Annotated in this window: 15 protein-coding genes; 4 read left to right on the top strand and 11 right to left on the bottom strand. The window is 51.3% G+C overall.

The window, feature by feature from the left end; translation table 11 throughout:
* The first annotated feature begins 121 nt into the window (after positions 1–121).
* Both BD749_RS16295 and BD749_RS16285 read left to right on the top strand, forming a co-directional pair.
* Positions 122–526 carry a hypothetical protein gene (locus BD749_RS16295; RefSeq protein WP_101446302.1) on the top strand — a complete coding sequence of 135 codons (405 nt, stop codon included), beginning with the start codon at positions 122–124 and terminating at the stop codon, positions 524–526.
* Positions 527–1,338: 812 nt separating this feature from the next.
* Positions 1,339–1,836 carry a DUF4112 domain-containing protein gene (locus BD749_RS16285; RefSeq protein WP_101446297.1) on the top strand — a complete coding sequence of 166 codons (498 nt, stop codon included), beginning with the start codon at positions 1,339–1,341 and terminating at the stop codon, positions 1,834–1,836.
* Positions 1,837–1,845: 9 nt separating this feature from the next.
* Here the strand turns inward: BD749_RS16285 and uvsE are convergent, their stop codons facing one another.
* The 4 genes from uvsE to BD749_RS16265 all read right to left on the bottom strand — a co-directional run bounded on the left by uvsE (position 1,846) and on the right by BD749_RS16265 (position 5,986).
* The gene (gene uvsE, locus BD749_RS16280; RefSeq protein ID WP_101446295.1) at positions 1,846–2,739 is read right to left on the bottom strand and encodes a UV DNA damage repair endonuclease UvsE; all 894 of its coding nucleotides are present in this window, start codon (positions 2,737–2,739) and stop codon (positions 1,846–1,848) included.
* 87 nt (positions 2,740–2,826) lie between these two features.
* Positions 2,827–3,465, bottom strand: a complete 639-nt coding sequence (locus BD749_RS16275; RefSeq protein ID WP_101446293.1) for a carboxypeptidase-like regulatory domain-containing protein — start codon at positions 3,463–3,465, stop codon at positions 2,827–2,829.
* Positions 3,466–3,670: 205 nt separating this feature from the next.
* Positions 3,671–4,414, bottom strand: a complete 744-nt coding sequence (locus tag BD749_RS16270; protein WP_101446291.1) for a hypothetical protein — start codon at positions 4,412–4,414, stop codon at positions 3,671–3,673.
* A gap of 336 nt (positions 4,415–4,750) precedes the next feature.
* Positions 4,751–5,986 carry a metallophosphoesterase gene (locus tag BD749_RS16265; RefSeq protein WP_101446289.1) on the bottom strand — a complete coding sequence of 412 codons (1,236 nt, stop codon included), beginning with the start codon at positions 5,984–5,986 and terminating at the stop codon, positions 4,751–4,753.
* 189 nt (positions 5,987–6,175) lie between these two features.
* Here BD749_RS16265 and radC point away from each other — a divergent pair, with 189 nt between their 5' ends.
* Together radC and BD749_RS16255 are read left to right on the top strand one after the other, a co-directional pair.
* Positions 6,176–6,874, top strand: a complete 699-nt coding sequence (gene radC, locus BD749_RS16260) for a RadC family protein (protein WP_101446711.1) — start codon at positions 6,176–6,178, stop codon at positions 6,872–6,874.
* 63 nt (positions 6,875–6,937) lie between these two features.
* The gene (locus BD749_RS16255) at positions 6,938–7,297 is read left to right on the top strand and encodes a four helix bundle protein (protein ID WP_245869339.1); all 360 of its coding nucleotides are present in this window, start codon (positions 6,938–6,940) and stop codon (positions 7,295–7,297) included.
* A 12-nt stretch (positions 7,298–7,309) separates the two neighbouring features.
* Here the strand turns inward: BD749_RS16255 and BD749_RS16250 are convergent, their stop codons facing one another.
* From BD749_RS16250 to BD749_RS16225, 7 genes are all read right to left on the bottom strand, one after another.
* A complete protein-coding gene (locus BD749_RS16250) occupies positions 7,310–7,507 on the bottom strand; it encodes a YwbE family protein (protein ID WP_101446285.1) in 198 nt (65 codons plus the stop codon).
* Between the two features lie 4 nt (positions 7,508–7,511).
* On the bottom strand, positions 7,512–8,030 hold the full coding sequence (locus tag BD749_RS16245) for a hypothetical protein (RefSeq protein ID WP_101446709.1): 519 nt from the start codon (positions 8,028–8,030) through the stop codon (positions 7,512–7,514).
* Between the two features lie 46 nt (positions 8,031–8,076).
* The gene (locus BD749_RS16240; RefSeq protein WP_143741276.1) at positions 8,077–8,523 is read right to left on the bottom strand and encodes a hypothetical protein; all 447 of its coding nucleotides are present in this window, start codon (positions 8,521–8,523) and stop codon (positions 8,077–8,079) included.
* A gap of 29 nt (positions 8,524–8,552) precedes the next feature.
* On the bottom strand, positions 8,553–9,395 hold the full coding sequence (locus BD749_RS16235) for a phytanoyl-CoA dioxygenase (RefSeq protein ID WP_101446281.1): 843 nt from the start codon (positions 9,393–9,395) through the stop codon (positions 8,553–8,555).
* Positions 9,396–9,435: 40 nt separating this feature from the next.
* Positions 9,436–9,609, bottom strand: coding sequence for a hypothetical protein (locus BD749_RS19485; protein ID WP_170871908.1), 174 nt, complete (start codon positions 9,607–9,609; stop codon positions 9,436–9,438).
* A gap of 166 nt (positions 9,610–9,775) precedes the next feature.
* The gene (locus BD749_RS16230) at positions 9,776–11,446 is read right to left on the bottom strand and encodes a right-handed parallel beta-helix repeat-containing protein (protein ID WP_101446279.1); all 1,671 of its coding nucleotides are present in this window, start codon (positions 11,444–11,446) and stop codon (positions 9,776–9,778) included.
* Positions 11,447–11,485: 39 nt separating this feature from the next.
* Positions 11,486–13,363, bottom strand: coding sequence for a pyruvate kinase (locus BD749_RS16225; protein WP_101446277.1), 1,878 nt, complete (start codon positions 13,361–13,363; stop codon positions 11,486–11,488).

Genomic DNA, 13,363 nt, shown 5'->3' with positions numbered 1-13,363 from the left:
TTAAGATTTTAAAATAATTGCACTAAATATGGTCAGTGGCATGATCAGGTATGCAGGCGAATACATACATTTGTGCCTGCCAAACAGGTTTTATCTCTCATAATTATAAAATAAACTTAATATGCAACGCCTTAGACTCATCATCCTGGTTGTACTGTCTGTCGCCACGATGGCATCTTGTACTACCTCGCGCAAGAAGAACAGCAACACTGGCCAGGTCGTGATCATCAAAGACAGCAAAGCCGGGAAGCACACAGGCTACAAAAAGGGCTGGACCAAAAATCCGAACAATCCGCACCACCCCCGCACCACCAATCCGGGCCATACCAAGCACAAGCAGGGCAAAGGCGGCAATACGGTCATTATCGTGAATAACAACAACACCACTGTAAAGCAGGCGCCTAAAGGAAAACCCGGAAACGGAAACCATTACAACAGTACTAAAGGAAAAGGTAACTCCGGCAAAGCTAACCCTGGCAAAGGCAACAGCGGTAAGCAAGGCCATGGCAAGGGCGGGAAAAAATAAGTAGCGACAGCGCCGCTCAGGTATAGGCAGGCTCATTATCGGGCCTGCCTTTTTTTGTGCCTCTGGTACTTACCACCATTTGGTCGTGAGAATAGTCCTATTCGTATATATAAAACCTGAATAGGTATAAATGTCCTGTGTTATGACGTGGAAAAGGACTATTTTTATAAAACATTCTATGCCCTTAGGGATCGGATGTGCGCGCAAGAGCCGTTTCCAGGCGTTGAACAACAAACTTTCTTGTAGAAACCTATGCTTAGGAGAGCCCTGCAACTGCCCTTTCGGTGTGGCTTGCAGGACATAGGTGACTTAGAGCAGACTGATGCAGGACAGCAGGCGTGAAGTCGGTACTGAGTTCAGTGCAAGGCAACAAACATGGCCATTACGGGCGGGTACAATTACCGCCCGTAATGGCCATGTTTGTTTGGTATAAATTTGTGGTAAAACAGAACAATTTTTGAATATATAGGTATATATGCTATATTAGATACTCGATACACACCTAATAATCAGAATTATATGGAGCTTTTAAGATTTACTCTAATAATCACCCTGATCAGCACCCTTACAATCTTTTCTTCCTGCTCTTCCTTTAGCCGAAGCAGCAATGCCATAGTGGTGGATGACTACAGTAGCATGCGTTATGTGAAAGGGAAACCGGATAGAGTGCACAAAAAGTGGAAGTCCAAATCATCCTACACCCCGAAAAACAACAAGGTGGCGAAACGAAGAACGGCTGATTGGTAGTTGGGGTGAGTCGCCGAGCGCAGGCGGGGTTGCTACTTTTGTTTATGTACTGCGTATAGGCAGCTATGGAAACGGCAAATACACACTATACCCGCACACCCCGCACCGAGAACCTGAAGTGGGTCGATCGCATCACACACTTAATGGACAACCAGTTCCGTTTGCCGGGCACCAACTGGCGGTTCGGACTGGATCCTATACTTGGCCTTTTTCCGGTGGTGGGCGACCTGGCCTCTTTCAGTGTGTCGGCCATGCTCATCCTCACCATGGCCCGCTATGGGGCCAGCGGCAAAATGGTGACCCTAATGCTGCTCAATGTGGCGCTCGATGCTCTGTTTGGCAGCATTCCCATCCTCGGCAACTTGTTTGACTTTGCCTTTAAAGCCAACGAGCGCAACGTGCGCATGCTGAGAGCCCACTACGAAGAGGGTAAGTACCAGGGGAGCGGCAAAAACATCATCATCGGCGTTGTCATCGGCATCGTCGTTATCGGTGTGCTCCTGATCTGGGCCTTGTGGGAGTTGATGGCTTTCGGGTACCAATTGGTGCAAAGCTGGTTCTAACGCGACTGTCTACAATCTGCCAAGCGCTTTTGCCACTGCCACCGCCTTGTGGGCGCTGGCTTCCTTGTCTTTTATCTCCAGCATGATGTCCATGTCAATGCCCTCGGTTTCTACCAGGAAATCGTGAAATGCCTGCTCGCCGATGCTTTGCACGTGCTTGCCCTTCCGCTCGCCCGGCGACTGGGCACTGTAGTCCACCATCAGGATGCCGTCGCGCTCGGGTTGCCAGGTCTGGGCTGCCAGCATCACCGCTTCCCGCATGGGCTCGCCGTTGTTCACGCACGCGTGGTGCAGGTTGTCGAAAATAATAGGCATCCCTGTAAGTTCGTGTAGTATTAAACAATCGGTGAGGCTGTAGGTGCGGTCGTCGTTCTCAACGCACAGGCGGGCTTTCACGGCGTCGGGCAGCAAGGTATGGTATACCTCCGCAAATCTGTTTAGCGCCGACTCCTTGTCGCCATAGGCGCCACCTCCGTGTATCTGCAGCTTAGCGGTGGTGTCCAGCCCCATCAGGTCGAGTATGCTGCCCTGGTATACCAGCTCGGCAATGCTGTTCTGCACCGTTTGCGGGTTAGGGGAGTTGAGCACCACAAACTGATCGGGATGCATGGAAATGCGCAGGTTGTGGCGCTTGATGTAATCTCCGAGCCGCCGTAGGGTTAGCTTGAAATGCTCCTGCCAGTTGTAGGTGTTAACGGGGTGCGATGCGAACGGCACCAGGTCGGATGTAAGCCGGAAGAAATGCAGGCCGTGCTCCACGTTAAATTCCAGGATGCGACGCAGGCAGCTCAGGTTTTGCTCCACCCTCTGTATAAGCCGTTCTTCGGAATAAGAGGCGAGCCTAAAAGTACGCGAAGAGGAACAGTCCAGTGTTTCGTTGATGCAGGGGTATCCGATTTTCATAAGGTATGCAGGTATAACTATACCCTAACCTACGCACAAGCGGATTGTTTTGCCGAAAATCAGATTTTGGGAAGCGGTTTTTTCGAGTTACTCGTAGCCAGTGTTGTCTTTGAAAAAGCGGTTGTATTTTTCCTTCTCCTCTTTGCGCCGCTTCAGTTCTTCTATCATGAGCAGTTGCTGCAGTTTCTGGTTCTGCTTTCCTTCTTTGGAGAACATGTCGTAAAGGAAGGAAATGGGGCTGAGCGGGGTAGGGGCCACGGGAGGGGGCGGCGGACCAGGCTCCAGTTCCGGGCGGTAACCTTTGCGCTTTACGTACTCCGGCTCTTCTTTCTTCATGTTGCGCAGTGCCCGCTGAATCATTTCTTCCGACGGCCGGCTGGTGATCTCCACTTCGCCCAGCATCACATTGTCAGGTTGGAGCACGATGTTTACGCGGAGCTCAGAAACCGGGAGGTTGCGGGGCAGGTATAGCAAAGGCTTAAAACCAACAGCCCGTATCATCAACGTGTCGCTCTGGTCGATGTCGATCATAAATTTGCCTTCTTCGTCGGAGATGACGCCCAGGGTGGTGCCATACCGGATAATGCCTGCACCAGGTATGGGCGTGGCTTTGTCGGGCTCGAGCACGGTGCCGCTAACGCGTATGCTGCGCTGCGACAGGGCCGGCAGTGCGCTCACCAGAATCAGGGCAGAAAAAAGCAGTAGTCGCAGCAGGTATAGGGGCATGTTTCAGCAAGGGCCACCATGGCGGTGGCAACAGGTTAATGTCAATACGCCGGGTCGGGCTTAATAGTATGTGCCGGCCAAAATAAATTGCAGCGGCGCGGCATGGTGCTAAATTACTAAAATTTAGCGGAAAGCAGGCTTAAAAAGCGAAAGCCCATAGCTACAGGCGCTACAGGCTTTCTAAACATTTATACGTGTATAAAGTTTACTGGTTTCTGTTCATGTTGTTGCCAGAGTTTGTGTTCGACCCGGACTGGTTGTTGTTTGTGCCGGAGTTGTTCATCTGGTTACTATTCTGCTGACGATTCTGGTTCTGCATGTTGTTGTTCGAGTTATCGAGCTGGTTGGTACCGTCGTTGCTCATGCCCCAATAGTTGGCGCGCTTCTCCTGGTACTGGCGGTACTGCTCCTGCGATAAGATATTCTGCAACTCTCGGTCGGTTTCTTCCATGATCTGCTCGCGCTGGGTGTCCAGGTCCGATGCAGCTGTCGTGTTGTTCTGTGTGTTGGTGTTCATGTTGCCGCGTGTATCGGTCATGGTGCCACCATCCTGGTCGTAGCGTTTTTTCTCGGTTGTGGCCATGTTGTCAACTTCTTCTGCCACTTGCCCGCCCATGCGGTTAGTTTCGTTGTAGTTAAACTCCAGCTCGCTCAAGCGGCGCTCCCGTTCGTACAGTACTTGCTGCACGCGGTTTTGGGTAGTGGTGTCGAGGCGTAGGTCTGTTGCCATTTGGCCGGCTATACGCTCTGAGTTGCTGCGCCAGGCCGCGTCTGAGTTCGACATATCGGTGTCGGAGCCCATGGCCATGTCGTTGCCCCTGATGTGACTCTGGTTCACACGTTCGTCCTGGTTGGCATCGGCTGTTTCATAGGTTTTGCCTCTGTCTTCTGTACAGGAAGCAAACATGGTGGCACTGATTATAGCTATTGAATAAAATACCTTTTTCATCTCTTAAATATGCTAAATTAAAAATTCATCAAAGCAGCCACTTTGCTTAAAATAGTATAAAACAAATATGGCTTGTTCTGATGTTTTACGATGAAAGGAGGGGTAGGTTCAAACCTTAAATCTTGTCAACCGATCTTAAGGTATAGTTTGTTGCTTTCTATGTAGCTATGATGTAGGTTTTTTTAAGTTTCAGACAGGCTTTAGTTCATTGGTAATAGATAAATGGAGGATGAGTCTGAATATAATAAAATATATATCCAGGTATAGCCTTACATGCAAAGAGCCAATCGGTTGACTGGCTCTTTGCAAAATATAAATAATGGATGAACAGGAAGCTTAGGCTTTTTTCAATTCGAATACCGTTATCTCGGGCAGGAAGCCCACGCGACCCGGGTAGCCGATAAAGCCAAGCCCGGTGTTGACGTAAATGTGCTGCCGGCCGCGCTTATAAAGGCCCGCCCACTGCTTGTACACATACTGCACAGGGCTCCATTTCAGGCCAGGTATGTTCACCCCAAACTGCATGCCGTGGGTATGGCCCGACAGGGTCAGGTCAATATCGGAGTACTTTTGGTTAACCTCGCCATCCCAGTGCGACGGGTCGTGCGACAGCAGTACTTTAAACGGGCTGGCCTCTGACCCACTATAGGCCTTGCTGAGGTCACCGTATTTAGGGAATCCCGCCCGGTTGCCCCAGTTCTCGACGCCCAGCACTGCAATGTGTGCCCCGTCTTTTTCGATCCGGCGGTTCTCGTTCAGCAGCACATCCCAGCCCATGCGACGCTGTGTATCAATCAGGGTCTGCAGGTTTCGCGTTTTAGCTTCCCGGCTCTCCCAGCTCACATAATCACCGTAGTCGTGGTTGCCGAGCACCGAGAATACGCCCTGCTTCGCTTTAATTTCCTTCAGGGTATCCACATGCGGCGTCAGCTCGGTCGCTACATTGTTCACAACATCGCCCGTCACAAATACCAGGTCGGCTTCCTGCTTATTGATCAGACGAACGGCTTCTTTGAGCGGCTCCGTGGAAGTGAAACTGCCCGTGTGCAAATCAGATATCTGAAGCATCTTAAAGCCATCAAAAGCGGCTGGCAGGTTAGGCAGGCGAAGCGTGACACGCTTCACGCGGTAATCATAGGCGCCCTTTACCATACCGTAGATAAAGGCCGAGAAAGGCACAGCGGCCACCATCAGGCCCATTTGGCTCAGGAATTTGCTGCGCGAAGGGTCAAAAACGGTATCGGCACTTGTGGTATGGTTCAGTACGACTTTGCCCAGCCGCAGTGTATCGTCCACAAACAGGAAGAGCACTACTACTAGCTTGGAGGCGAAAATGATGAAAAGCGTACTGGCCAGGTAGGTCTTGAACGCATCAGGTGGTGTACCCCGTGTGAAAGATGCCAGCGCAAAGGTGCCGGCCGTGATGGCGAACACCGCCCAATGCAGGATATAAAGTATGCGCTGCGTGCTGGACGAGAGGCTTTGGGTGGCGGTTTTGATGGCCTGGAAGACATACAAGTCCACCAGGAACAGGATGAAAACTACTATTCCGATCGAAAAAAATCGTTGCATGGTGTATGGTTGGTGCTGCCTCAAAACAGGTGAAAGCAGCGTCGGGTTTTAAAATTGTATATAAATATAAAAAAGCTGGTCAGACAGCCTGTGTTTCATGAACTATTTTTAGTTTAAACAGATTCACTTAACAATCTTATACCTAACAAAATCTGTACCGCAGTGAAACAAGAAGCTACGTCTGCACTTTTGGCATACGACACCGCCAATCTCAACATCAAGACCTGGGCCGAGGAGGACCGTCCGCGCGAAAAGCTCCTGCTCAAAGGTAAAGCAGCCCTGAGCGACGCGGAGTTGATTGCCATTCTGATTGGGTCTGGAACGCCAAAACTAACCGCCGTAGACGTGGCCAAACTCATACTGGCAGCTGTGGGCAACGACCTGAACGAACTGGCCAAACTGACAGTGAAGGATCTCACCAAGATTAAAGGTATAGGAGAGGCCAAAGCCATCTCGATTGTGAGTGCGCTGGAGCTGGGCCGCAGGCGCAAGGAAACGGCTGCTGCCGCCAAAACCCGCATTACCTGCTCCACCGACATCTACAACTACATCAAGCCGCAGCTACTGGATTTGCCGCACGAAGAGTTTTGGGTGATCCTGCTGAACCGTGCCAATGTGGTAATGAAAAAAGAGAACATCAGCAGCGGAGGTGTGGCAGGCACCGTAGCTGACCCGAAAATGATCTTCAAAAAGGCGATTGAGCAACTGGCGAGCTCGGTGATACTGGTGCACAACCACCCAAGCGGCAACACCAAGCCCAGCGCCGCCGACATCACCCTGACTAAAAAAATGAAAGAAGCCGGATCTTTTCTGGATCTGCCGATACTCGACCACATCATCTTTACCGATAATGACTACTACAGCTTTGCAGACGAAGGGATGTTATAAGTTAGAAAGTTTAGAAGGGAGAAAGTTAAAAAATTAAAAAGGTATGGAAAGAAAAGCAATTTTGTGTTTGCTGAGAAAATGAAAAAAAGCACGAAAGAATTTGGGCTTTGTGTAATTCGAGTATTCCAAGCGCTACCAGGAGCAGATGAGGCTCGCGTTATCGGCAAACAAGCGCTGCGCTCAGCTACATCTGTTGCTGCCAATTATAGGGCGGCTTGCCGCGCAAGGTCAGCTGCCGCGTTTGCATCTAAAATCAATGTTGTGCTTGAGGAGGCTGACGAAACTCAGTTCTGGCTTGAAATGCTGGAGGAGGCAGGTAAAGTCCCAGCTAGTCGTCTAGTGCAGTTGCACCAAGAAGCGGCGGAGCTTACTGCCATTCTTACTGTAGCAAGAAAGAACGCTATCCGAAAAAAAGCCAATTAACTTTCTACCTTTCTAACTCAAAAGTATTTGTTTCACACGACCCATCTCGCCCGTTTCCAGCCTGACCTTGATGCCATGCGGATGATTAGGTGATTTGGTGAGAATGGCTTCTACATACCCTTCCGTTAAGTCGCCGGTGCGCTGGTCTTCTTTGAGCACGATGTTGACGTGGGAGCCAATTTTGATGTTGCTACGTTTGGTGCCGTCCATAGGGTTATTGCTTAGGTTGTGGCCTGGAGGTGATGTGCAGAAATTCTTCTTCGTCGTTCAGGCTCCAGCGAACGGGGGCTGCGATGTCCTGTTTCACAACCTCCACTTTTTCGATCTGCTCCAGGTTGGCAAGTATCAGGCTGGTGTCTTTTACGAGCCGGTTGTTGATGATTACTTTCAAGTTTTGTTGATCGGCAGGTATACGGAACTGGGTATAGATATCCTGGAGGGTAGCCAGCTCTGTTGTCGGCTTGACGTGTAAGATAACGGCTCCGTCTTTGGCCTTGTCACCAAACCTTTCGATGGCTTTTTCTTTCTTCAGCACTTCTGCGCTGTCAATATGCACCGCTGCAATCAGTGGCAAACTAGCCTGCGCCACTTGCCTCCCATCCACCTCGACATAAGGCTGCGGTTGCGACACCAGCCCCTGCTTTCTCTGCTCTTTGGGGTGAATCAGTTCTTGCTGCGCAAAGGCTTGCAGGCTGCAAACAGCGAATAGGAGTGAGAAGAGTAGTTTTTTCATGGGAATGTTTTTTAGGTGTAACGTCAGCTTGTGCTGAATAGTCATTTTAATTTAGAGACGTATGGCGAAAGTCGGAGAGTTTGTAGCGCTTTTTTGCCAGGCTATCCAGCCACTTGCCTTCCAACTTGGTAAGAATATGGCTAAACACATGCTTGCCCTCAGCGCCCTCTGCTACTCTACCTATCTTCGCTACAGAGTCGGCTCTCATTTGTTGCTGGTCCGCCTGCACCAGGCGCTCGATTAGCTGATAATCTTCCATGGTAAGGACTGGCTCTGTGAAGCCACTCTTGTCGAAGCGTATCAAGCTGTTCACTTCTTCGGAGTTGTTAAAACCAGCCTGAAGCAGCTTCTGAAAATAAATCAACTTAAACTCTTCGATATAAATTTGTTTGTACTGTTGCTTGAGCATTCGTTGTCTGCTGGTGGTGCATTGGGTGAAAGTGAGGAGCAGGAGTAGTAGCGCGATGGAATAGGTGGCTGTGGTTTTAGGCATGGGTAGTTCTCTCAGACTTTTATCCGCTCCTATTTTTTAAATAACCTGAATTCAAGCGATACCCTTGTTGTATCTCGTTCTTCGTTAACTGCTAATCCATGTACCAGGTGAGATGAGAATATTAAGGCTTCTCCATAAGTTACCTTAGTTCTCTTTAGTTGATTACTCTTTGCCCATTCCTTCACCATCCTTACATTGTACTTATTCTTACCTATTACGCCCCCTTCTATAGTTCTTAATATGCAACTCTCAGGTAACAAATGGCTTGATTCTACCAACGGTAAGGAAGATTTCGGAGTAACGCCACAAATGGGAATCCAAATATTCAGGAACTGAGGAATATATGAATCGGGCCCGTCCATGAAGTGGTAGACATCTTTATGAGGTGGATTAAAATCATTTGAGCCTGGTCTGTTGATTCGGATTATGATATAGATGGGTTCATTTGTCTTAGGATCTATATCTGTTAACCCAAATCCTAGGTGATCCTCAAATTTTTCAAACAATGTCTCGAAAAGGAATTTGAACTCTCGGAGGTACAAATCACGGGTTTTTAAAATCACTTTATAATGGTCTTCATCAGAGGTTACATACTTATGATAAGACTCAAGTCTAAAGCCATTTGTATTTATGCCTAATTCTTCACGTATTATCTTTTCGACACTATGTGTTAAGCCTTCTTTTAACAGGTAAAATTCTTCTCCCTCCAAAAAGTTAAAAATAGAATATCCGCTTTCATACCATCTCTGTCCAAAGGTAATATCAGTCTCCAGTGCTGATACAACTTCCTTTCCCCCATAACGGAATTCAGGAGCACCATCAGTTGGAAACTCAAACTCTTTGTCATCTATTTTAAAAATAAATTTTTCCATATTTCAAATATTGCCAATCTGCCACATACTCTTCTGATTCCTACCGACCATGCCTCCGAATATTCCACCACGTGTTGAAAATAGCCAGCGCCAGGCCAGCTCCGATGAAGGCCCAGCCGATGTATTTGTTCTCAAAAAAATGCCCGATGCTGATAACAGCACCCGTCACAGCTAACAGCACCGCGACAAATCCGACCAGGTTGAATGATTTCATAGGCTTACTATAGGTATAGGTATGAGCAAGGCCAAATGCCTTCCCAAAGTAAGTTACATATAATCCCCTATATATTCTTCCAGGTTTACCATAATTCTCCCTGTATTGACTCCCTCGATTTCCAAACCTTCTAACTTTAAATTCCCAAACTCCTCAACTCTGCAACTCAAAACAGCGCCTTCAGCCATTGAAAAAACTTAGGCCGGGTATAGGCAATAGCGCCCATGTCGGGTGCAGTGGTCGGTTCAATTTGATTGCCGAAGATGTCTTCCTGGGCTGGAGCAAATGAAGGAGGGAGGGGCACCGCTATACCCTGGCCGATCAGCGGTGATTTTTTGTGTAAGCTATACCTGTCGCGCAAGGCTTCCTGATTGAGTGGGTAGCCCAAGGTGCCTGCCGTACCGGGTGCAAGAAGCTTTGGGTCAGCTACCATACCTGTCGGAGCGCCATCCATTGTCTCCTGTCGGGTGGCCGCCTGAAAATCGTGCAGCGAGGTATAGCGGCCATCGCCCCACACAAAGGTATAGCGATTGTCTTCGCTGAAGTAGGCGTTGTGATGAAAGGAGACGTCCATGGTCGTGTCGGTGGCTACCACCAGGGGCGCTCCGTTGCGACTGTAGAAAATGTTGTTGAAGAACCTGACGTTGTGGTGCCCGCCGCTCTTGATGAACACGCCTCCGCCGGAAGGGGCAACTGCGCTGTCGGCAAAGATGGTGTTGTTGTACACGAGCAGGTCCAGGTTTCCACTCCGTTCGTGGTTCTCCACCCATAGCGTAATGCTCTTGTAGCCGTTTTTGCGACCGTCGTTTTCCGAGATGTTATACCGGATGACGTTGTTTCGCATCGGCCGGGCCCACTCAAACTGCGCTATCAGGAAGCCCGCTCCGTCGTTGTCGTGCGAGTAGTTGTACTGCATCACCGAGTTGGTCACGCCGCCGTCCAGGTCGAAACCGCCGCCGTCGCAGCCGCTGCCGGCGCTCATGTTATAGGCCTCGTTGTATTGGATAGTGATGGCGTTGGCGTCCCAGGCCCAGATGCCAATCGGTCCGCCGCAGTTTTTGTTCTGCATACCCGAGGTATGAACCACGCTGTGCTCGATGGTGCCGCCGTCCACATCCGACAGCACAATGCCGCTGCCGCTGTGCTTGTCCGGAAGGATCAGGCCGTAGATTTTATACACATGGCAGTGCCCGACGTAAATGTTGCGGTGTGCGTAGCCGGTCTTAGTATGGTCGAACTCCCCGAAAACATTAATACCCACCGAGTCGATATCGTGCACCACAGCCTGCGTGATGCGAGCTTCGCGGTAGCCGCTTTTGCCGTTCCAGGCTCCCAGCGTAATCCCTGATTTCCGGAAACCGCTCACCTCCACCTGATCGATGACAATGTGCGGCAGCTTTACATTGCCCGGCAGGTCATTGTAAAACAGAATTCCATGGTTGGTGTTGCGGGTATAGCCGCTGCCCCTGAAGTTGAGGTTCCGAATCTCTATACTTGCCACATTATGCGCATAAAAACCGTAGCCTGTGCCGGCCTCTATAGTGGCGCGCCCGTTACCAAAAGAACTCACAACAAGCGGATCCCCATCTCCTGAAAAATTTCCCTGATGAAAGTATAGACCGCCCGCAAAGGTGTAGCCTCCTTCTAAAAGCAGTGTGTCGCCGGGGCTATACCTGTGGCTGTTGGCCCTGGCAAGGCTGCGCCAGGCGGAAGCAGGCGAGGAGCCCGTGTTGGTGTCATCGCCTTTGGGGCTGATGTAGTAAGTGTGGGCCAGGGTATGGGAAGCTGTGCTCAGGTATAGCAAGGTGTAAAAAAGTAGCGCAAGGGCCTGTTTCATGGTCAGGAGTGTTCTGGTGCAGGTATAGCCAGACGATAGCTATACCTGTGCGGCTTGGTTGGCGGCGTTGCTGCCGGGCATTTCTAGCTCTGATACGTGCAGGGGGCGCAGCATGGATGTTTTCTTGTGCTGATGCTCCTGCATGCGCTGCAAAATGTCGTCGAGCAGTTCTACGGCCCGCAGCACATAAGGGCCTTTGTTGAGCATCACGCAGTCGGCCCGCTGCGACATGGCCGCATCCGTAATCTCGGCCCGCGACGGGCGCCCCTTCTTGGCCAGCGACTCGAGCACCTGCGTGGCCCACACCACCGGTATGTGCGCGGCCTCCGTTATCCACAGAATTTCCTCCTGCACTTCGGCCAGCCGCTGCCAGCCGCACTCCACGGCCAGGTCGCCGCGGGCAATCATCACGCCCACCGGGTGATTTTTCATGACGGTCAGCAGCAGGTGGGGCAGGTTGCGGAACCCCTCTTTGGTTTCAATTTTAAGGATAATGCCCAGGCGGCGTGGGGCTTTGAGGCGTTTTAGTTCCCGGTGCAGCGCCTCGATCATCTCGGGATGGTTCACAAAGGATAGGCTCACCGTGTCGGCCTGTTTCACCACAAAGGCCAGGTGCTGAAGGTCCTGTTCCGAGAGCCCGTTCAACTGCAGGTCGCTTTCCGGCAGGTTTATACCTTTGTCGTGCAGCAGTCGGCTGCCGGACTCCTTGGCTTCGGTTATTTTCACGAGCAGGGCCTCGTCGCTCGCGTTCAGGATCACTCCCGCAATTTTGCCATCGTCAAACAAAATCGGCTGGCCCTCCTTCACGCGGCCAAACACTTCGGGCAGGGTGCAGCTAATGCGTGCGGGCTTTGCAACGTGGCCTTCGGCATCGTACAGGGCAGGCTCGCCGGGTGCTTCGTCTTTTGTGAGGATCAGCAGGTCGTCTTTGCGCAGGTATATGGGTGCCACGCTGGCCGGCAGTGCCCCAACCTTGGTGCTGCGCTCCAGGGCGCTTTTTTTACTGATGGTGAGTTCGGTGCCGGTGCCGATATAGGATGTTTTGAACAGATGCGCGATCACGCCTTTTTCCTTGCGCTGCACCACCGTAAGGGAGCGCTTGCGGCCGCGCGTGTCCTTGAACCTAAGCTTGTCGCCCTGTTGCAGTTGCGCCACCCAGGCCTCAGCTACCGGCAGGCTGGCGTCTGTGGGCACTTCGCTTTCCACGCCGGCGGGGGCGAGCCATACCTTGGCTGGCGACACCAGCTGCCCAAGTTCGTTCTGGATCGGGCGTATGGGTAACAGGGCCGGGCCGGGGGTAAGGGTGCCGGTGCGCAGTTTGGGCCCCATCAGGTCCATGAGTATCTTACAGCTTTGGCCTGTTTCTTTTTCAGCCTTCCGGATCGTTTTCACCATGCTTTCCCATACCTGCTCGTTGTCGTGGGCACAGTTGATGCGGGCGCAGTCCATACCTGCCAGCAGCATGCGCTTCACCAGTTCGTAGTCCTGCGCCAGGTCGGCGGAAAACGTGACCATGATGCGGGTGCTGCGCTTTGGCGGACGCGGGCCCAGCAGTTCGCTCGTGTGCTTTTCGAGTAGCTCCAGGCTCTCGGCATGCGACACCGGTATGGGTTTTTTGGTGGGGGCGCAACTAAGCAAGTGGCAGAGCATGAGGTGCACGGCCTGCAAACTGGCCAGCACATGCCCTTCGGAGCGGCCCAGCGACGAGAGACCCAGCCGCGACAGGTTCGCCTGCAGTTGCCGGATGTCGTGCTGCCGCAACGACAGGTAATGTAGCAGGTTGCGGGCGCTCGTCCGGAAAGAAGGATGCACGCTTTTGATAGCGGGCGCAAACTTCTTTTCCAGTTTGAGGGCGTCCTGTTGCAGCACGTCCAGCTGCGCAATCAACTCGCGAAGGTGTTTGTGGTCTGTTTGCAT

Origin of the sequence: Pontibacter ramchanderi, assembly GCF_002846395.1 — a bacterium.
Lineage (GTDB): Bacteria > Bacteroidota > Bacteroidia > Cytophagales > Hymenobacteraceae > Pontibacter > Pontibacter ramchanderi.
The sequence above is the reverse complement of the archived record's forward strand: the minus strand, read 5'-3'. Positions and strand labels throughout refer to the sequence as shown.